Source organism: Collimonas humicola (genome assembly GCF_018304945.1).
GTDB lineage: Bacteria > Pseudomonadota > Gammaproteobacteria > Burkholderiales > Burkholderiaceae_D > Collimonas > Collimonas humicola.
Window position 1 is genome coordinate 1,543,206 of sequence record NZ_JAGQEE010000001.1, and the last position, 20,952, is coordinate 1,564,157.

Consider the following 20,952-nt stretch of genomic DNA (forward strand, 5'->3'; position numbering starts at 1 on the left):
TTGCGAGATTTGGCGGCGTGGCTACCGGCAAGGATCAGTCGTCAATGATCGATTGCTTACCAGGAGAACCCCGCCCCGGCTCCAATCGATACTGTGCCGCGTGTCGAGGCAGAGCCGCCCAGGTTCAGAGTCCGCCTCCCTTTATCCAACACACGCTGATAACCCAGGGCAAGCGCTGATTGGCCATTCTGCGCACCGATGCCGACACCGAGACGATGAGTGCCCGCCAGACCGGCAGTGGAAAGCGCCATCTGTGCGGCGGCAGTACTCATTGCTCCCATTTCGTCGACGCGCTTGTCCAGCCGGTCGATACGGCTATTCATGCCGTCCATGCGCTCGTTCACGCCAGCGATGGCGCCGTCCAGCTGACGCTTGTTGACAGCATCGGTAGCTTGCGTGCCATCGGCCACGTTGGTCAACTGACGCTCGTTGCCTGCAGAACCGAACGAGACACTATTGTCGCGATCCGCCACCGAACCTGCACCGATGGCGACTGAGTTGCTGCCCGTTGCCGATGCATTGGCGCCCAGCGCCGTACTCTTGTCGCCGGTGGCCGATGCGTCAGCGCCAACCGCTGTGCTGTTGTCGCCGGAAGCGACCGCGCCGCTGCCGACGGCGGACGAATTACTGCCTGACGCCGAGGCCCCAGCACCGATCTGCGCATTGCCCGCCGGATTGACGCCGGAATCGCCGCCACCGCCGCCGATTGAGCCGTCGGCGATGCCAGTTTCAATATTGCCGACGCGGTCGTTAACATCGCCGATCTGCTTGCCTTGATCGGCTACCGTGCCGCTCAAATCGTCGACTTTCAACTTCAGGTCGGCCAGCGCAACATCTGACGAATCGGCCAGATCCTGCAGCTTCTGATCCCATGCCGCTTGCATGCTGAACAACTGGCTGCCGTTGACCGCTTGCATGCTGGAGGCCGAGACGATGCCGCTGTTCAAATTATCGATAACAGTCCCGCCAACGCCGCCCAGAGACACCATCGTACGATCGGCGTTATAGGTCACCGCCCCTGTCATCGACGAACCCAGGTCCGCCAGCGCACCGTTGATGCTGGTGATGCTGGTTTCAGTGGCGCCGACACGGGCGTCCAAAGCCGAGACCGCATTGTTGGTGTTAAACAATTGATTACCCGTCACGGCTTCGGCACTGCCTGCTGCGATGTTGCCATCGGCAAGGCCGGTCAAGGTCCGCACACCGGCGCTGCCGCTGAAGTCCACGAGCGCACCGCCGGTTGCCGCTGCCACAGAGATATTGCCTGAGCCGGCATCCTGCTTGACCAGGCCGATGGTGCCGTCGCCGATCTCCACCAATTGTTGCTTGATGCCGCTGATATCGCCTTCGCTCACGGTCACGCGGCCATCGAGAATGCTGATGTTGCTAGTGTTGTTTGCAATATTGGCTGTGTTCACCGCAATGTTCGTCGTATTGGCGGCAACCTTGGCGTCAGTGGCGTTCAACTGGCTCATGTTCGCCGCGTCCGTGTCGGCAACGCCGGCGGCAACGCCGGACAACGTACGAGCACCGTCCGTGCCGCTGAAGTCAACGACAGTACCGCCGCTTGCGGCGGCAACAGTGATATTTCTAGTCGTCGCGTCTTGCTGCACCAGGCCGGCGCTACCGTCGCCGATATCAACCAATTGCTGTTTGATGTTAGTAATATCGCCTTCGCTCACTGCTACACGACCGGTGAGATTGCCGAGGTTCGTTGTGTTCGTGGCGATGTTAGCAGCATTGGCCGCAATGCTCGTTGTGTTTGCCGCGATGCTCGACGCGTTGGCGGCAACGCTGGCGTCAGTGGCCTTCAACTGACTCATGTTCACGGCATCGCTATCGTTGACGCCCGCCGTCACGCCTTTGAGCGTTCGTGTGCCGCCGGTACCCATGAAGTCTACTGCAGTGCCACCGCGAGCGGCCGCCACGGTGATGTCGGCAGTCGTCGCAGCCTGTTGTACGAGACCAATCGCGCCGCTGGCGAGCTGGGTGGTGAGATTGGTGATGGTGGTCGAGTTGGTGGTGACATTGGCGTTGGTGGCAGTTAACGCCGTATCCAAACCGCTCAGCGCGGCGCCAATGGTGGTCTGGACGCCGCCGTTGGCCAGCGTGTAGCTGGGACCGGTGACGATACCTGTAATGGCGTCTATCTGCGCACCGCCGCCCAGGGCTGCCACGGCAGGCGCGAGCTGGTTAACGTTGACTGCGTCGGTGCCGGCGGTACCCGCAGCCATGTTGATGATCTGACGACCGCTGCCTGCTGAACCGACCGCGACCACATTGGCGCGCGCGCCGGTCGCCGAGCCGGCACCCAGCGCCACCGCATTGACCGCGCTGGCATTCGCGTTAGCGCCGATAGCAATGGCAGAAACTTGCGATGCGTTTGCCAGGTACCCCGTTGCAATGGTATCTGTCGTAGATGCCTTGGCATACATACCCGTGGCAATACCGCGAAACGCCGTGGCATTTGCGCCAAACCCCATTGCTATCGAGGCGTGATCACCGGGCGCTCCGACGCCGGAAGAATCGGCTACCGCAGTGGCGCCAATTGCCAAATCGCCGACGCTGCCAGTGCCGGGTTGTGCGTAGCTGCCGACACTGACAGCCACGCCACCCGTACCTGGCGTCAAAGCAAAGGTTCCGATTCCGCCAAACGTCCCAATTCCTCCACCGGTCAAAGCGGCATGATTGCCATCATCCAGACAAACATCCGGATTATTCACATCCGGTGTAGTACAAAATGGCGCTGTTGTCGCGCCGTTTGGCGACAGTTCGGCGGCGCTGCTGGACAGCGTCATGCCGCCCCCCAGCACTAGTACGCCAGCAACAGCTGCACGGCGCAGGATACGGCCAAGCGAGCGCTTGCCCTTGCTCTTGGCGGTTTCCGCAACCGCAGTAAAAGTCCCGGTGGTTTCGCTCCACAGCACACGATGGATTTGGTTCATGACTGGCTCCTATCTGAATGAAAATTTGATAGGAGCGAGTATGTTGATTAAGACTTTCCCTATATATTGGACTAGTCTTAAATGTAATTAACAAATGTTAGTATTGGTCATAAAAATGAACATTGGATAACAATAAAACAATATTTTCATTGCACGTTGGAAATTTCAACATGGCTTTCATAGCCATTTCAATTGGTGATCCTCCCAGCAGGACAGATATGATTGCCCCACTATCGTCAGGAAAAAAGCCAGACACACCTTTCCAGAAAGATGTGAACTCCTAGAATGACGCAAAATTGCCTATATCTGCGCGATAGTGAAGTCGACGAACTATTTCCTGAAGCAATTATCAGCGTCAAGGATTTTCCCTTGCTTGATTGTGTAGTCACACTCGTAGCGTGGCAAATCCACTCCCTTAATTCTGATGACTCGTCTCGTGATTACGTCAGGATCATCTGCCTCTACTGCCTTATCAACAAGTTGATCATAAAAGCTCAACTCACATTTTTTCAATTTATAGCGGTTAATGACTTGTTCGCTAGCGCTGGAATGCATTGGCTCTACAACAAAATTACTTTCATTGTCAAAACTCAATAGAGAATGCTCCCCAACAAAACAGCTTTTCTTGCCCTCGATTTGAAAATATGCAATAGAGGGAATTTGACCGCGATCATCAAGGGTGACCCCAAGCATTCGCGAACCTCCCCAACGCAACCCGCTAACGGAGAAGGATTTTTCCCTAGCTCCTGAAGATGGCAGCTTTATTTCCTGAACATTTCCATCGAATTTGATCGTCACATTTTTGATGTAGCCGGCTTTCAGGGTGCTATGCAAGACCTCAACATCATTCTTTTCGACGGCAAAAATAAAATTCGAGAAAAAATACAGAAGAAAAAAAACCGTCACATTTCGAAAATACAATTCTTTCATCGTCATTCCTCAATCTAATAGCACTTCTTTTGTCTGATGAAATTTATCAAGCCGATCCTCTCGATTAACAGGGGGATAGTCAGGTTCATCCCGTCGGCCGGGCCCTCTGTTAATCACTCGCCCTACCTCATCGACCACTTCATCTGTAAAGCCTTTGTGCGCAGAGCGGCGTACATCGTTTGACCTCCAGTACCAGCAGGAGGCGGCAAAGGCAAGATATGAATCAGAACCTAAAAGCTCCGGATTCGCTACGACATCAACATTTCTAATGTACTTCACCACGTAAGAGTTAAATGCTTTGTAATTTCCCTCAGATGTAATTTGTACAAAACCACGGCCCTTATAGTGAGAAGCACTACTTGCATATTTAGACGGGAGTTCTGTCATCAAACTCATCCCCCCCGACTCATGCTCACCCTGGGCCAAATAATGACTTTGCTCTAATCTGTCAGAAAATCCCCATTGAAGCATTGTCTTATTGAGGCTAAGCGCGTGGGCACTAACTACTTCTGCTTTTGTTTGTGGCATCAATCTGTAAATTTCCTGATCACTTAACCACATGCATTTGGCCAGTTGTTCAATAAATCTTATCGGGTGTGCATGCCAAACTCCCTTTGCATCCGGCAGATTAGGTACATCCTCCCAAAATGCCAGGCGCTCAATATGCTTAGTCAATTTAGCGAACTGTTCTGGTGTCAGTTTTGACGGGCCGAAGGAATCAGTCGCGACACGGCCAAATCGCTTGGCTATGTCCTGTTTACTCCATTCAGTAGGATGCTTAGTAATAAGGTGCTGTAGTTTTTTCTCGTCCTGCGCCAACTTATCTTTACTGGCCTCGGCACGGTCTTTATCGTAGGCTTCCAGGAGTTTCTGCATTCCCTCATCATCAATGAAACCATCGTCACTGTACTGTCCATGCTCTTCCATTTTTTGAAAATCAGGCCAATCCGCATCGCTGCTATATTTAATTTCTGTTTTTTCAGCCCAATGCAATTTGTTGTTATCAGGAGTAAATATTGGCACCCAAGTTTTTCCTTCATGCTCTTCCTGAAGAAATTCACCTGATTTCAACAACGGATCTAGCCAGGGTATAACAGGGGTGCCTTTGGCAAGCGTACTCACATTTTTTACGGGATCTTTATCATAAACTTGAAGGTTTTTGTCACGAGCTTTATGTTGCGTATGCTTGAGCTTTTTTCCTTTATGCTTCGGATCAGGGACTTCAATTTCCTCCGTAGTCAATTGGTCGTCGCTTACCCATAGCGCATGCTTATCATTGAGCAACTTAGTATATCCACCTCCATTTTGACGTTTGTCAAGAACAAGGGGTTTCTTAGGGTCTACGCTCAAGGTCTGTTTCTTTAGCAATTCGTCTCGCACTTCCAACGAGTCCGTCAAAATGCATTGCCCCCAAACTGTTTGGCTTGAGTTATCCAAAAATTGGACATCGTTCAACAATATCTCAAAGTGAATACCCCTCGAAGGGGTAGCTAGATTGTCAGGAATGTCGCCGCAGTAGCCGAGAATATCGCCGCGATTTACCTTTGCATTGCCACTCCCATCGTTGCAAGCCCCGTTTGCAACGGGTTTCAATATATCGACATGAGCTTTGACCATGACAGGCTTCTTGTGCTTGTCTAGCACAGGTTTTCCATCTTTATCCGTTTGCGCATGTTCAGGCACGAGTTTTTTAAGAAAGTTTACCGCTTGAGCATCCTTCTTATCCTTGACCTCATTCCATGCCTGCAAATGCATATACAAGGAGTAAAAGGTCAATCTGCTAGTACCCAGAGTGGTTTGACCCATTACTGTTTCGTGCTTGAGCAATACAAAGCTGCGTGAATATGGCACTTTGTCAAAAAAATCGTCTTTGGCATCCGCTTCATCATAGCGATAAGCAACCAGCTCGCCATCCGCAATGGCGCGGATCGGGATGTTTCTATCAGCAGGATGGATGTGCACTCCACCATGCCAGAACCGGTTCTTCCCCATTGGGAAGGAACCGCTGAGAATTTCACTGTTGTTGTAAACCGGATCAGGCACAACACGCTGCTCTTTACCAAGGCTGTAAGGTAGCTGAATGGGGTAAGTGATGATCATCGTTGGTCAGAATGGTCAGGTTAGGCAGAAAAGATAAATGATCCGTCAGGATCGTGGCCGCCTTGGGTTGGGAGCAGTACCTTGCGATCCAAACTCTTCGGGCCCGGTAAGCTATGCGAAGCCGCATGCGCCACATAAGCGCCGTTCGTTCCATGCTCAATCCCATCGGCATTGAATTTGACATAGCTGCCGCCGCCGTTAATCAGTACTTCTTCCTTGGCGGTGATCGTGATGCGATTGGCAGTTTGTGTGATATTTAGTTTTGCCAGGAGGTTGATGCTGTCTGTCAGCGCCTGGACATCGATGTCGCCGGCAGCCGCCACCATCTTGATGCCCGTCTTTTGCACAAACAGCCGGAAGGTATTCCGGATGCTGGCGAACAGGCTGTCGCCGCTGGCAATGGACAAACTCTTGCCGGTCGTGATGGCCGTGTTCTGGTCGCTGGCGATATGGGTGCTGCCGCTGGTGGTAGTCTCAATCCCGGCAGGGCTGGCCAGCACGAGATGCGATTGTGACAATTCCGGGAAACTGCCCTCCTCGCTTGCACCACCTCCCTTGATCGCATCATTCTGCGCCTTCAAGGTTTGCGCGACATCAGCTTGTTGTCCCTGCTTCTCCTGCGCCCCAGCCTGCTGCGCCGCATCGGCCAGCGACTCATGCTGATCCCGTGCAGCCGTCAGCCGGCTGACCGTCTCGCCCATATCCTTGATATGCGAGCTCGCATTGCTGCGTGCCTCGGTGGTGATCAGCATGCCCTTGGCCGCACGCGCCACGCCGTGGCCATCCGTGCGCAATTCCCAGCCTTCGCCGCGCGCATCCTTGCGCCCCGCATTGTCTTCGATGCGACTGATGCTGCCCAGGCTCAGCTGGCTGTGCTGGTGGTCGCTTTTGAGTTGCGCCTGGATCTTGCCGTTGGTGTCGTCCAGCACCAGGTGGTTGCTCCTGCCGCCGGGCTGGTTGCCGCCGTTGGGCGTCAGTTCGCGGCTCCTGAAGCCCATCAAGGATTGCTGGGTCGCCAGCTTCCACGGCGGCATGTTGCGCTGGTTGTAGACGCTGCCGGTGACGATGGGGCGGTCGGGATTGCCGTCGAGCCATTGCACCAGGCATTCCGCGCCGACGCGCGGAATCGATTTGGCGCCCAGCTCGCCGCCGGCCCAGGAACTGGCGACCCGCACCCAGGCCGAGCTGCGCTCGTCGTTGTTGCCGATGCGGTCCCAGTGGAACTGGACCCGGATGCGGCCGTATTCGTCGGTGTGGACGCTGCCCTGGCCGGATGGGCCGACTACCGTGACGGTTTGCGGAGCTTGAATCTTGGTGTTGACGCTATGGTAATTGCGGCCCGGACGCCAAGGGATGGTCTTGCGCAGGCAGGTCAGCGCGTTGCGGTATTCGGCCTTCTCGCTTGCCTGCTGCAGGTAGTTGTTGCTGGCGATGTGGTGAACGGAAATGATCAGGAATTCATTCTTGCCGGCGTCTTCATGGCTGGCAAACGGGCTGGAAGCAAAATGACCGCTCAGGCGGTACCAGCGTCCCGGCAGCACGTAGCGGTTGTTGCCTACCGCTGTAAAGTGCTTGCCTGCCGCTTCGATCTCTTCCATGCGCAGGCGCGACAGCTTGTCCGCATCCTGGACGCCCTTGACGCCATAGGCGCCGGCATATTCGTAGGATTCGACATCGAGCACATTGCCCTGCTTGTTCAGGGTCGGCACGCCGGCATGGATCGGCACCGGGCTCTTGAAGTTGAAGCCGGACAGCGACACGGAACCGGGCACGATCTGGCGCACCGGGGAGAATTCGCCGATGCCGTCTTCCTCTATCGCGCCGCCATGGCGCTGGAAGCGAATTTCCTCCCCGCCGTCGATGGGCGCGGCCTGGGTGGAGTCATCGGTGATGATGAGCTTATGGCCCTTGTCGGTATGTTCGTAGTAGTACAGCAGGCCGGCCGCTTCCAGCCGGCGATGGAGATAGTTATGGTCGCTTTCGTCGAACTGGATGGCGTCCGTCATGACCGGGTCGGCGCTGCTGACGCGGAAATCCCAATCCGGCAAGGTGCCGTAGTCGGCGCAGATGCTGTCGATCTGCTCGCGCAGGGTCTTGCCGTGGAAGATGTAGTTGTCCTTGCGCAGGCGCAGGTAGTGGGTCCAGGGCCCTAGTTTGGCCTGGTAGAAGGCGATATTGCCGTCGGTGCGCACGAGGCGGAATTCGAAGCAGTAGCCGGAGAAGTAACGCAGGCTGCCGTCGCCACGCACCAGTTCCACGCAGAACAGCTTGCCTTGCAGATCCTTCAGGGCCAGCTCGGCGTCATCGGACAGCAATTCCACGGTGTAGTCAAAATCGCGCGACAGGCTTTCGACGGCGTTGAACTTGTTCACCAGCAGCTGGGCGTGCGGGCCGTCGTCGTGGGGGAAAGACAGCCGAAGAATACGGTTGTTCTGCCGGCCTTGGATCAAGGCGGACAGGGATTGAAACAAGCTACTCATGCGGGGGCCCCCGGGAATTGAACTGCCAGCAGCAAAATATCATTTCAACAATATTTTTTGCTGATGTACTAGTTGGTAAAATCTCATTCAATCATACCCGCTGGCGGCTTTAATTGCCAAAAGGAAATTCCCAAGGCAGGCGAATTTTGCAAGAATTAACACTGTTGTGGGCGTTTTGAGACGCGGCGGGCGGTTGTGAGGCCGGCTGGGCGGCGCCGTGGAATGGGCGCTTGAGCTTGTTGCAGCCGTCATTCCCGCGAACGCGGGAATCCATTTTCAATAGCTTATTAAGCAACGTGGATCCCCGCGTTCGCGGGGATGGCGGAGCTGCGGTGCGGGCTGCCCGTGCCGTGCCATTCAAGACTTGAACGATTCCAGCGTACGTGCCGCGTGAGTACGAAAATGCGCCGCCGACGGGCGCCATTAAGTGGCAATCGGCTGGAAGCACCATAACATGTGCAAGGATGACCCAGCCTCCCGGATGATCGTGCCAGTAGTCAAAAATGTACGACAGGAATACGCTAGCCATGCGCAGATGCTACTGGGTCACAAAGACCCGCGCAGCATTCAGCGATAGAGCATCTGGCGATCGATACGCTGACAGTTGCCGTCGGGAAGATTCACCGGAAATCAACATGATGGCAAGAAAATCCCCCACAAAAGAAAAAGCCACCGATTAGGGTGGCTTTGATTTCTTGCCCATGCTCTGAAACCCGCATGGATACTACGTGTACTGGCGGAGAGGGCGGAATCAATATATCCATTAAAATCAGGCGCAACTGAACAAGACATGGCGCCAGTCATCCATCATAGGTGCCGTTCTGGCCCAGTTCATCGTCAACCAATCTGGCCAGTCGGCAATTGACGATGGCACGACCGCGACATTGATTGCGAACCTCGCAACAGCCGTTGCAGTTTCGGCGCGACAAAATCCTGTCCTGACCGATACAGGCGCAGCCAATGCGTATGTTGTAGTAAACTTATCTGCATTTTCGGCCTATCCGAGCGTCTCCGGGCTGATCATCGACGTCGGTATTGTCAATGCAAATACCGGTGCATCTACGCTAAACGTCGATGGCCTTGGCACGAAACCTATTCTCGGTCTCGGACTCCAGCCGCTTCAGGGTGGTGAATTGATCGTCAAGGGCGTGGCATGCCTGATGTACGTCGTTACATCGACCGTCAATTCTGGCAATGGTGCCTGGATCGTTATGGAGTGCACAGGTGGTGCTCAGCAAATTGCCCCTGGTTTGCAATCCGGCCATGCCATCCAATTCGGCCAGCTGACCGGCCTTGTCGGGTCGATGCGCAATGCCAAAATGTCGGTGACTGCCGCGTCGGCAAGTGCGACGTTCACGGCTGACCAGGTCGTCGTCGGAACTGCGCTCAACGGTTTGGAGTATCTGCTTCCGAGTTACAGCCAGACGATTAATCTGGCAATCACCGGCGCCGGCGGGACGGACACTGGCGCCGCTCCGGTCAGCAGATATGTCGCGCTATATGCGATCTATAAGCCGAGTACGGGTGCGACAAGCATTTTGGCAACCAACGCTACCATTGCAGTGGCGCCTACTATCTTCCGTGTGGCCGACAACGGAGGCAAGTCTTTTGGATATTAGCTCCCAATCGGATCGGAGCATTTTTACACCCTTTAGGAATTTGTATACTGGACCGGGGAATGCCGGCCTAACGCTGCTGTCTATTGCTGGCGCAGTCCCACTGAATGCTAAGTTATTTTGCTCAGGAGGAGCTACACCTACTGTCACTGGCAATCTAATAACCTTGCTTGCATCCACTGCGACCGCGTCACACAGCATTTCAGGGATTGGCAACGAACGCGTAACAATGGGTTGCCCATTTCGCGACGTTCCAGTGCTCACCCCGCAAACCGTATACTACGCAACCGCAGGAACTGCTACTTTCAACTACAATGGCTTCGGATACTCGTTCTAGGATGTTCCGTGTCTTATTCAGTGGAGTTACCACCGATCCGAGGCGAGAACGCTTAAAAATACCATGAGGCTAAATCGATGGCAATTCTGCCCCCAGGTACGATTCTTCAACTTATGTATCTTCGTGAGCGTTTGGCCAAGATTCGGCCAGGTCGATTTATTGAGATTGGTCCAGGCGCCGGCAATATTTCCTCGCTTCTTCTCTCTATGGGATGGCAAGGCACTGCCTATGACCTGGAGCCATTAACGGTCGCAAAAATTGAACGTAGGTTTTCCGGCGAGATCGCTTCTGGGCGATACAAGGCAAAAAATCAGGACTGGCTCAAAGCTGATCAGAAAGAGTTATGCGATCTGGTCATTTCATGTATGGTCATGGAACACTTTGACGAGCGGGGGGAGCGTCAGTTTATAGATCGAGCTCGCCAGTGTTTGAAATATGGCGGACAAATGATTTCTATTGTTCCTGGTTCTCCGAAACACTGGGGAATTGAGGACGAAATTGCTGGTCATTATCGCCGGTACACGGCCGATTCAGCTAGAAGTCTTCTTAGCTCGGCTGGGTGGGATGTCAAACACACAGCCGGCCTGACTTTCCCTCTCTCAAATATTCTTTTCCCGCTGTCAAATTTTTTGGTGCATCGCAGTGAGGCCCTCAAACTTGAGTTAAGCATGCTTGAACGGACTAAAAAATCTGGAATTCGCGATGTGCCGATGAAGACAAAATTCCCCCGTATATTTTGGTTAATACTGAATCGGTGGACGATGTTTCCGCTGCACATATTGCAGAAAATATTTCGGAAGTCCCATAGAGCGATGGTCATTTATGTTGAGGCTACACCGCCAGTATTACCGTAACGTTGTCAATGAAATCTAAGTAGCCACCTTCGGGGGACTTTTTTTATGCCCGCCGATGAGTTGGCTTTGTTTTTGTGCTGAATATTCGGCTACCGCTTTTCGCCCTAAGTCGCCCCAGGGTGTTGACGCTCCCCGAGAATCAGCGAAAACAGTTCATCCCCCTCCATATAGCTGAATGGTGTAACACCATAATCATTTCCCTGACTTAAATTAGCGCCACTACAGATCAACATTTCAACCATCGGCAGTTGCCGACCGGATATCGCATAGTGTAGCGGCGTATTTCCGATGTCCCCTTTTAAATTCATGTCACTCACAAATGGAAGCATGATTTTTACCACATCGATATCCCCGTCATAAGCAGCGATGTGAAAAGGGGTGTCACCATCCGGTCCAGGACTAGTTGGCGAAGTTATCGAGCAATCCTCAAACATGCCTAGTGCAGCATACTTTCTTAGGATATTTTCGAGGTTATCGTTTGCATGATTTTTCACATTTCTCAAGCTCCTTCTTCAATGTTCTATGCTTTTACTGTTCGTATCATTAACCTCCGCGTGTCTCTTGCCTTCTGAGCCGACATAAAACCCTTGTCATTTCACACTGCCATTGGATAAATTTGAATGACATACCTTGACCATAAAATGGTTTACATAATATTAAATTGGCGTTAGGCGCGAAGGACCGGTATTGGCGAATGCAGACAACAGCTAATAGATTAGCCCCTAGCCCCTAGACTCACGTCCCCAAGACTATCAATTGCCGCATTCGTGGCTTCGGCGCGAAGTTCGTCGTTCGCCTCATGCAGCTCCTCGCTGTCTTTTATCCAACTGGGAGCGGCCATCCCGGCAGCTCTGCTTGGATAACCTGCAGGACATTTGTCGTACTGTATCCAATCGGCCCAATCTAGTAGGGCAATGTCGATTCCATCTAAAGCCGCGCATCTTTCGTCTCGCTCGAAATGGCCAACTGACCGCTTCATGCAATCTCCCGTGGATAAAAGATTCTGAGCTCCTGCATAACAATCCGTGAATCGGCAGCCTTGTCGTAGGCATCGACTAACTGGATGGTCAGCATCATCACTCTACTGTCGAAGGTTGGAGCGGGTCCGCCGCATGAACTCAACCTTGCCATCAACGAAAAATACGCCCACTGCAACCTCCCAAGAACTGATCCGTTTGATGACTTAGGTATGGGTGGTGGAATTTAAATGTATCGACGAGATGAAGCAATGATCGATCAAATAACAGCCGTAGAAGCCGCGAAGATATTGGGAGTATCCAGTTCGCTAGGTCTATGGGCTGGCAGCCCTGGCGGCCCGACTCCATGCGTCAGGATCGGTAAACGCATCGTCTTCAACCAAACCGACGCTCAGGATTATCTGCAATCAAGCCGATATACCGCGACAAAACGCGAGGTTGCTACCGCTTTGAATTCAACCGTGTTATTGACGGCCGGCGGGTCCGCGCTCGAAAATACCTTCCGAAAACTTGGACCCAGCCCTAAGCGAATGCTTTCGACCGGCAAGAAACAGCCGGACTCTATACGGCAGGAACCGCAATCGAACACGTTGAATGTTCCATCAAGGATGCCGTCAACGTCTACATCCTAGAGCGACTGCCGCAATTGAAGACTGGCGCTCATGTGGAGCGCGAGCTGATCAATGCCGGTGTGGACCTATTTACGGTCGGCCGAGTACTGGGTCACAAAGACCCGCGCAGCACTCGGCGATATAGCCATCTGGCGATCGATACGCTGACAGTTGCCGTCGGGAAGATTCGCCGGAAATCAACATGATGGCAAGAAAATCCCCCCACAAAAGAAAAAAGCCACCGGCTAGGGTGGCTTTGATTTCTTGCCATGCTCTGGAACCCGCATGGATACTACGTGTACTGGCGGAGAGGGTGGGATTCGAACCCACGGTACGATTTAACGTACGCTTGATTTCGAGTGGGGTATTCGAACTATGACCACCTTGAAACCCGCATGAAATAAGGAGGGCTGTATATGCATACAGCCCCCTATTCTCCTCCAGTGCAGGGAATGTGGCAGAAAAATCCCCCCAACAGTACGCGTAGCCACTGATTAGATTCTCACCACCTCCAACACCCCTCAGGTTGCCTCAACCCTTATAAATATGCCAAATGACCTCGCTGCGACAATTTTTTCATCTGCAGCAAACTACTTGCCCCATTGACACATTTCTCAATGTCAACTATTGTTTCCGAAAAGTAATTTATTGTATCTATTAATTCTTAGCCGTTGTTAGAAAACGATAATCGTCGCCAGCTCAAGCAGAGCCATAAAAATCATTGTTGGCAAAGCCAACCAATACAGGGGGAAGAGTGTTCAATTTGCGCCCGAAGAATTTTGGCGCGGTCTTGTCGCACGTGGCATACCGGCTATTCGTTTCAGTTAGACCTTTTAGTCATCCTGGCGCGTTTGCCGATTCGCGATACGATGTATTCCACAAATCTCACGCGCGTCCTATCGTGATACGGAGACTTCTCCTGGTCTGTCGGCTCATTGCCCTGGCGACCGTATCCATACCGTCCCATGCTTCCAGCACGAATCCTTATTTCCCAATTTCACCAAATCATTATTGGCTATACAGCAGCTCCAAGGCTCCAGGTAAGGTTGCGGTCGTTCACTCTCAGCCGGGGCCGGTCTATCATGGTGTCCCAACAACCGAGTTTCTGTGGATGCGGGACGGGTATTGGGCCTATGCTTCACAGTCCGTCGCCAATGGCACGCAAGTTCATTATGCGAATACGGATCAGATTCCGATTAACTGGGGCGGCACCTGTCCCCCTCCCCCTTTTTCTAACGCGCTGACGCTTCTACCGCCCGATGCAACCGCCGGTCAAACTGCCTCCACCAGCACCACTGTGAATTGCGTGGCCCCTGATTCTTCCGTCACTTCCACGTTGATCGAGTACACGGCCACGATTGTGGGCATCGAAAGCATCACCGTACCTTTAGGTACTTTCAGCGATGCGCTGCATGTGCATATGGAGCGAACGGCCACGATAACGGTGCCAGATAACAGCGGTGCTCAACTGATCACGAAACACACGGACGAACTTTGGTTCGCTCGAAATTTGGGGCTTGCCAAGGCCGATTTTCTGACTGAATCTACTGTCACTGGCTCGGAAGATCCGCCTTTGGTTGATAAAGAGAAGATCGCGCTGGAATATACCGATCTCATCATCGGTAACAATGGCCAAAAAGACGACGGCCATTCCTGCACATCCATTGCTGATCCAATTAATTATGCATCAGGAAACCACTACCAGACCGAAGTAGATTACCAAGGAACGGGGCTGTTCCCCATCAAACTGGAACGCTTCTATAACAGCCGCGCTGCGAAGTACGGTGAATTTGGCTTGAACTGGCGGTACAACTATGTGGCGAGCGCCGGCATTATTCAAATTGTTCCGCCCTATGTCGCCCTGGTATATCGGCCAGACGGCAAACTCTATGCTTTCAAGCAAAATGGCAGCATCTGGACCAGCGACGGCGATGTCAACGGTCGTCTGACTACCGACACAATCCAGGGGAAGATCACCAACGTCAAATACACTACGCAGGACGGCGACATCGAATCGTATGACGATAGCGGCAAACTCTTGTCCATCCGCAGCCGCGCCGGCATGACTCATACGCTGACCTACGACCCGAACACTACGCTGTTGTCGAGCGTTCAGGACCAGTTTGGCAATACCTTGACGTTCAATTACGACCCGGCAACGGGCCGCTTGAGCAGCGTGACCGATCCAGCGGGACAGCAGATTGTCTATGCTTACGATGACATCAATCGCTTGACGCAAGTCACGTACCAGGATGGAAAAACCAAAAAATACAATTACAACGAACCCAGCAACACTGGCGGCGCCGACCTACCCCAAGTCTTGACCAGCATCCTGGACGAGAACAATAACGTCTATGCAAGCTGGCATTACGACAGTCAAGGCCGAGCCGTGTCGGCAGAGCATACCAACGGCACTGAAAAGGTATTCATTACCTACAATGCTGATGGCACCCGCACCATCACAGATAGCCTTAACAAGAGCCGCATATTCAGTCCGACTTCCATCCTTGGCGCATCCAAGAACACTGGCCTATCGGATGCCTGCAATACTTGTTCGGATGGCCGAATCGCTCATAAAACCTACGATGCGAACGGCAATGTCACTAGCCGCACCGATTTCAACGGCAACGTGACCAGCTATACCTACGACACAACGCGCAACCTGGAAACCAGCCGCACCGAAGCCTCCGGCACGCCGCAAGCAAGAACCATCTCGACCAAATGGGATTCGACCTATCGCTTGCCTGTGCAAATTGCGGAGCCGTTACGGTTGACGACATTGACTTACAGTTCGACGACAGGCAATTTGCTGACAGCATCGGTGATCGCCACCACGGATCAGAACGGCAGCCTGGCGTTCTCTGCGCAGACCGCCGGCATTGCACGGATATGGACTTACACCTACGATCAGTGGGGACAGAAGTTGACTGTCACCGGTCCACGTACCGACGTCGTTGACAAGACCAGTTTCACCTATGACGCCAAGGGGCATGTGGCGACCATCACCAATGCATTAGGAAAAGTAACGACGCTTTCAAATTATGATGCGTTGGGACATGCCGGTACGATCGTGGATCAGAACGGCGTCACCACGACATTGCTCTACAATCAGCGCGGCTGGCTGACCAGTCGCAGCGTCAGCGGCGGCGGCCTGGCAGAGACGACTACTTACGGCTATGACGGAGCTGGTCAATTGACGCTGATCACATTGCCCGATGCCTCCACGGTTGCCTATACCTACGATGGCGCGCATCGTTTGACGCGTATTGCCGACAGTCTCGGCAACAGCATCGCCTATACCCTCGACAGCATGGGCAATCGCATCAGTGTACAGGTGAACGACCCAAGTGGCGTTTTGGCACGTCAGACCACTCGTGCAGTGGACCCATTAAATCAGGTACAGCAAATCACGGGAGCGGTGCAATGAGTGGACGTTTCATCTCCCAACAACCCGGCATCAAGCCCCTGCTCAGTGCGGTGCTGTTCACTTTGGCCTATAGCCCGCTGCTGGGTAGTGTTACCGGCACACGGGCAGTCGCTCAAACGTCCCAAAACACTACCACCAGCTATGAATACGACGCGATGGGTAATCGGACCAAGATCACGGATCCCTTAGGTCACGTCACCACCCAAAGCTACGACGGGCTTGGTCGCCTGGTACAGCAAGTACAGCCGGTCCCGGCCACCGGCGGCGCCAGTCCGACGGTCAGTTTGCGCTACGACGGCCAGAATCAACTTAGTACGGTCACCGATCCCAGAAATCTGGTGACCAGCTATGCCGTGGACGGCCTGGGCAACCAGAGCGCGCTCACGAGCCCGGATACCGGCAGTACGAGTAAAACGTATGATGCTGCCGGCAATCTGGCCACCCGGACGGACGCCAGAGGCAAGACCACCACGTACAGCTACGACGCCTTGAATCGACTGACGCAGATCGGTTACGCCAGCGGCACCGCCACCCAGTTCGAATACGACGGCGGCACCACCGGCGCGCCGAATGCCAATGGACGCTTGACTAAAATCACTGATGGCTCTGGTCAGACCACGTATAGTTACGGCCCCTTAGGGCGTTTGCAAAGCAAAACCCAAATCATTGGCAGTGGTGCGGGTGCGCAAAGCGCCACTGTCAGCTATGCCTATGGCAGCAGCGGCAACACCACCGGTAAATTAGTCAGCACGACTTACCCAAGCGGCAACCGGATCAACTACGGCTATGACGCTGCAGGACGGATCAACAGCCTGACCCTGAACCCGACCAATACTACTGGCGGCGGCACCAATACCGGCAGCACCATCCCCTTACTCACCGGTATCGGCTACCAAGCCTTTGGTCCTGTGAATGCCTGGACCTGGGGCAATAGCAGCAGTACTAGTACCAACACCTACGCCAGGGGGATAGATCTGGATGGCCGTGTCACCAGCTACCCGCTCGGTAATGCCTTGAGCAACGGCACCAACCGGACCATCAGCTACGATGCTGCCAGCCGTATTACAGCCACCAGCCACAGCGGCACAGGTACTGGCAACAGCGCCCCAGCCAACTTCAATCAAAGCTATGGCTACGACAATCTGGACCGGCTCAACAGCGTCGCCAGCAGCAGTACCAATACCCAGAGCTTCCAGTACGACCAGAATGGCAACCGCACCCAGGCCACCTTCGGTAGCGGTAGCTACACCAATACGATTGCGACCAATAGCAATCAGTTGACGGCCACGACCGGACCGACACCGGCGAAGAGCAATACCTACGACGCAGTCGGAAATTTGACCAGTGACGGCACCACCAGCTATACCTATAGCGACCGTGGAAGAATGGTCAGTGCGACGAACGCTGGAAACACCGTCACCTACATCCACAACGGTATTGACCAGCGGGTGCAAAAGCAAGGACCAACCAGCATCATTGCTACCGGCAGCAACAGCTATGTGTATGACGAACAAGGGCATTTGATTGGCGAATACGACGCCAATCAGCAAGCCATTGAAGAGACGGTGTATCTGGGCGACTTGCCGGTAGTGGTGCTGAAACAAACAGTTGCAGGTACAGGATCAAGTCAGGCCACAACGACCAACGTTTATTACGTCTATGCGGACCACATCAACACGCCACGGGTGATCACACAGGCGAGCGACAATCAAATGGTGTGGCGTTGGGACAATACCGATCCGTTTGGACTTCAACCGCCGAACGAGAACCCGAGCAGCCTGGGAGCATTCACGTACAATCAACGCTTCCCGGGGCAGTTGTACGACAAGGAAACCAACAATTTCTACAACTACCATCGCGATTACGATCCGAGCACGGGACGCTACATAGAAAGTGATCCGATTGGAATACGTGGTGGGCAGACTTCAACGTACAACTATGTTAGGGGGAATCCGGTAAACATCGTTGATCCAAATGGATTGCGGCCGCCTACTTCCGGCGAAATTACAATGCTCACTCCTATATTTAATGACACAGTAGATTTTGGGAAGGTTGATATTCAATCAGGGGGTGGTTTTGATCCCCGTGCCTGGGGGCCAATTGCGACAGGCAATGCAGTCACGCTAGAAAATACTATCCATTTCCCGTCGTCAGGTTATCAATCAGATTTTTCAACGACTGATTTATCAAATCAGATGTGGCTTGTTCATGAATTTGGACATATTTACCAAGGTCAAAACGATCCAAACTACAGCTGGATAAAAGCCGCAGCGGAAGGGCTGAAGAGCGATACATACAAATATAGCCTTGATTCGAATAAATCATTTGGCGACTATGGATACGAGCAACAAGCGGCAATTCTTGCTGACTACTATCGAGCCTTGCAACAAAATTTGCCAAGTATTGACGATTTTAAAAAGATGCTGAATCCCAAAGGACTGGGTCAGAAAGACTGCCCGTAACAGTTATGACTAATTTTTGTGATGGAGATTTGCCAATGAGTAGATTTACTCGAATAGTAGCCCTGCTTTTAGTTTTCTGTTTTATAACTGGCTTTTCGTCCAGATTTGCTATTGTCGTTGAAGATGTCACTCTTGAACATCTGTACTTCAAATTGGAAAAAAAGAATTTTTTGACGAAAATCAACAGTACCGTTGAGCTTAACAACTTCAGTGTCGTTGAAAAAATACGGGGCAAATGGGATTACAAAAATCCTCTATGGGCTTTTGAACTTAAACCTGGAAGTGCATTAGAGGTTAGTAAATTCAAATATGGCGAGACGCCACATGGCTTCTCGGAAACGGTGAAGGCAAAACAATTAGTCTCAGGAACGCCATACTTAGCAATGGGATCTGGATTAGGTTCGACTGGTTCGATTGAATTCGTTGTTAAATAAAATGATAACTTGTAGTTATCAAAACTAAGTAAGGTGCTGTGGTACCGTGCCGAATGAGCGTCTAAATTTACGCAAGTGTCGACGCCGAAGAAAAAATTGAGTCTAGAAAAAAATGAAACGGACGTTTCGGATCGGGTTGACCACTATTCTGTTATTGTCACTCACATTAGGAATAGCATTTGCACAAAATGACAATAAAGTTAAAGGACAACAGGACTCCATGACCACCGTGATCAAGATCGAGGGGTTAATAGCAAAGACCACATCTGAGCTTCCTGACTCTGATCGAGCAGCATTCGCTAGACAATTGCCGGACTTAATCAAGCAAGCTGATAAATCGGACATTAGTAATGAATTAATCGATAAAATAGCGACCTTGCTTTCTGACAGGGAGGATGTCATCAGGTTGTACGCCGCAGTAACTCTTGGGAATATTGGCCCGAACGCAGTGCGGGCAGTACCGGCATTGGAGCGCGCTTTAAAGGAAGCGCAGAATTTTTCCAATAGTCCGAAAGATGCGTTTGGAACAGGTTTATATTCCTCGGATGCCATTGTCCCTGCTTTGGAACGGATTCAGAATCTGAAACCCGGTACATTGCACTACCTACTTGATCTTATGGTCACCCCAGTGAAATCAAATTGAACTGTGAGAGCATTTCCCACATTTTAAATTATATCGGTACGAACAAAATTATTCGGACATATTGGTGATCACCTGAAGATGTGCATAATACTCACGCAAACCGACTGCTATTTCACGCCAAGCACGGCAACTGGTCGCGTTGCCGGCTTCGACTGCAGCAACCTCAGCAAGCGAAATTCCGGCGGGCTCTCGGTCAGACTCGGCGGCAGGTCCGGCAGACTCCCCTGACCAGGCGGCGTCATACAGGCGCACGAAGCCAGCATTGACAGCGAAGCGACTACTGTCAACTTCCGTAATGTAGATCGGTACTTGCTTTTCAATTTCATCTCCCTTGATATAGATCTTTTGGATGCGATCGCGATAAATAATCTCTGTTTTCGCTGCAATCGCCCTGTTGGCGCGCGCGACTTCCCGATCAGCTTCGTTTCTCCGCTCTGTTTCCGCGCCCCACTCGGAGCGTATGCGGCCGGCGCCGTGTTGGTCCCCAACAAAGACCAGCGCCGCCGCAAAAAGAAGTCCCAATAGCAGTCCCCACAACCACGTTGGACCAGACCGTACCGCTCGCCACACTCCAGCCAATATCAGCGTCATAGCAGCACCCTCCTTGAGTTCTCATACAGCGCAAGGCGATCCGCATAACCATTCGCATCGCCGACGGTCGGCGTCTTCCGCCCGAAATTGATCACATCGCAGACACCGTCCAAATCTCCAACATCCGCCCGCCTGTTCAGGTTATTGCTTTGCCAGAACCAGCCGGCGGACCGACAGGCACCGGACGGTCGCGCAATCAGCTCGGGATGCTCGACACAATCGACGCCGAGCGCCATCATCAGTGCCGTGTAGTTGGTCCGGCCGGTAATTTGGATCAGCCCGCGCCCGCGGAACAAATACCCGTCGCCAGTGGCCTCTGCCCCGTTGCCCAGCCGTCCTCCATACACAGCATTGCCGAGGCGCTCAGAAACCAAAGGCGTCTGGCCGCATGATGTTCACAAACGAGGTGATCGCCACCAGCGACAACGCGAAAGTCCCGAACACATGGGTTTCGAGGCGCTTGTTCAATACTGCCCACAAGCAAAAGGCCACCAACACGAGATTGGCCGCCGTGTTAATTTGCTGGATCATTGCTCGCTCCCAGG

The 20,952-nt window shown here is 52.9% G+C and carries 14 protein-coding genes; 6 read left to right on the forward strand and 8 right to left on the reverse strand.

The features are described 5' to 3' along the window. Positions 1–56: 56 nt before the first annotated feature. From KHU30_RS06925 to KHU30_RS06940, 4 genes are all read right to left on the reverse strand, one after another. Complete coding sequence (locus KHU30_RS06925; protein WP_211441826.1) at positions 57–2,945, reverse strand: ESPR-type extended signal peptide-containing protein; 2,889 nt, start codon at positions 2,943–2,945, stop codon at positions 57–59. A gap of 330 nt (positions 2,946–3,275) precedes the next feature. Continuing rightward, positions 3,276–3,875, reverse strand: coding sequence for a hypothetical protein (locus KHU30_RS06930; protein WP_211441827.1), 600 nt, complete (start codon positions 3,873–3,875; stop codon positions 3,276–3,278). Between the two features lie 9 nt (positions 3,876–3,884). After that, positions 3,885–5,975, reverse strand: a complete 2,091-nt coding sequence (locus KHU30_RS06935) for a glycoside hydrolase family 19 protein (RefSeq protein WP_211441828.1) — start codon at positions 5,973–5,975, stop codon at positions 3,885–3,887. A 20-nt stretch (positions 5,976–5,995) separates the two neighbouring features. Then, positions 5,996–8,455, reverse strand: a complete 2,460-nt coding sequence (locus KHU30_RS06940; RefSeq protein ID WP_211441829.1) for a type VI secretion system Vgr family protein — start codon at positions 8,453–8,455, stop codon at positions 5,996–5,998. A gap of 884 nt (positions 8,456–9,339) precedes the next feature. Here KHU30_RS06940 and KHU30_RS06945 point away from each other — a divergent pair. Beyond that, positions 9,340–10,074: a hypothetical protein gene (locus tag KHU30_RS06945; protein ID WP_211441830.1), complete on the forward strand. Its 735-nt coding sequence runs from the start codon at positions 9,340–9,342 to the stop codon at positions 10,072–10,074. Between the two features lie 411 nt (positions 10,075–10,485). After that, positions 10,486–11,262, forward strand: coding sequence for a class I SAM-dependent methyltransferase (locus tag KHU30_RS06950; protein ID WP_211441831.1), 777 nt, complete (start codon positions 10,486–10,488; stop codon positions 11,260–11,262). Between the two features lie 104 nt (positions 11,263–11,366). On the opposite strand, the gene KHU30_RS06955 is transcribed toward KHU30_RS06950, so the two are convergent. Then, positions 11,367–11,756: an ankyrin repeat domain-containing protein gene (locus KHU30_RS06955; protein WP_211441832.1), complete on the reverse strand. Its 390-nt coding sequence runs from the start codon at positions 11,754–11,756 to the stop codon at positions 11,367–11,369. Between the two features lie 1,818 nt (positions 11,757–13,574). On the opposite strand from KHU30_RS06955, the gene KHU30_RS06960 reads away from it, so the two are divergent. The 4 genes from KHU30_RS06960 (at position 13,575) to KHU30_RS06975 (ending at position 19,816) form a co-directional block, all read left to right on the forward strand. Next, the gene (locus KHU30_RS06960) at positions 13,575–16,277 is read left to right on the forward strand and encodes a DUF6531 domain-containing protein (RefSeq protein ID WP_211441833.1); all 2,703 of its coding nucleotides are present in this window, start codon (positions 13,575–13,577) and stop codon (positions 16,275–16,277) included. Continuing rightward, entirely contained in the window at positions 16,274–18,739 is a 2,466-nt protein-coding gene (locus KHU30_RS25120; RefSeq protein WP_230427212.1) for an RHS repeat-associated core domain-containing protein, read from the forward strand. Before KHU30_RS06960 ends, KHU30_RS25120 begins: the two co-directional genes overlap by 4 nt. 35 nt (positions 18,740–18,774) lie before the next feature. Beyond that, positions 18,775–19,173 (forward strand): hypothetical protein, encoded by a 399-nt coding sequence (locus KHU30_RS06970; protein ID WP_211441834.1) that lies wholly within the window; start codon positions 18,775–18,777, stop codon positions 19,171–19,173. Positions 19,174–19,309: 136 nt separating this feature from the next. Next, a complete protein-coding gene (locus KHU30_RS06975) occupies positions 19,310–19,816 on the forward strand; it encodes a HEAT repeat domain-containing protein (RefSeq protein ID WP_211441835.1) in 507 nt (168 codons plus the stop codon). A gap of 48 nt (positions 19,817–19,864) precedes the next feature. On the opposite strand, the gene KHU30_RS06980 is transcribed toward KHU30_RS06975, so the two are convergent. From KHU30_RS06980 to KHU30_RS06990, 3 genes are read right to left on the reverse strand one after another with little or no spacing between them, the layout of a single operon-like run. Further along, positions 19,865–20,407, reverse strand: coding sequence for a hypothetical protein (locus tag KHU30_RS06980; RefSeq protein ID WP_211441836.1), 543 nt, complete (start codon positions 20,405–20,407; stop codon positions 19,865–19,867). After that, complete coding sequence (locus KHU30_RS06985; RefSeq protein ID WP_211441837.1) at positions 20,404–20,781, reverse strand: glycoside hydrolase family 19 protein; 378 nt, start codon at positions 20,779–20,781, stop codon at positions 20,404–20,406. Before KHU30_RS06985 ends, KHU30_RS06980 begins: the two co-directional genes overlap by 4 nt. Next, positions 20,771–20,938, reverse strand: a complete 168-nt coding sequence (locus KHU30_RS06990) for a hypothetical protein (RefSeq protein WP_211441838.1) — start codon at positions 20,936–20,938, stop codon at positions 20,771–20,773. The genes KHU30_RS06985 and KHU30_RS06990 overlap by 11 nt, the downstream gene beginning before the upstream one ends. Positions 20,939–20,952: the final 14 nt, after the last annotated feature.

What these genes read in the sequence shown, in the direction of transcription:
- KHU30_RS06940 (WP_211441829.1), bottom strand. Translation starts at nt 8,455, where the DNA reads ATGAGTAGCTTGTTTCAATCCCTGTCCGCCTTGATCCAAGGCCGGCAG.
- KHU30_RS06990 (WP_211441838.1), bottom strand. Translation starts at nt 20,938, where the DNA reads ATGATCCAGCAAATTAACACGGCGGCCAATCTCGTGTTGGTGGCCTTT.
- KHU30_RS06970 (WP_211441834.1), top strand. Translation starts at nt 18,775, where the DNA reads ATGAGTAGATTTACTCGAATAGTAGCCCTGCTTTTAGTTTTCTGTTTT.
- KHU30_RS06930 (WP_211441827.1), bottom strand. Translation starts at nt 3,875, where the DNA reads ATGAAAGAATTGTATTTTCGAAATGTGACGGTTTTTTTTCTTCTGTAT.
- KHU30_RS06935 (WP_211441828.1), bottom strand. Translation starts at nt 5,975, where the DNA reads ATGATCATCACTTACCCCATTCAGCTACCTTACAGCCTTGGTAAAGAG.
- KHU30_RS06950 (WP_211441831.1), top strand. Translation starts at nt 10,486, where the DNA reads ATGGCAATTCTGCCCCCAGGTACGATTCTTCAACTTATGTATCTTCGT.
- KHU30_RS25120 (WP_230427212.1), top strand. Translation starts at nt 16,274, where the DNA reads ATGAGTGGACGTTTCATCTCCCAACAACCCGGCATCAAGCCCCTGCTC.
- KHU30_RS06925 (WP_211441826.1), bottom strand. Translation starts at nt 2,945, where the DNA reads ATGAACCAAATCCATCGTGTGCTGTGGAGCGAAACCACCGGGACTTTT.
- KHU30_RS06980 (WP_211441836.1), bottom strand. Translation starts at nt 20,407, where the DNA reads ATGACGCTGATATTGGCTGGAGTGTGGCGAGCGGTACGGTCTGGTCCA.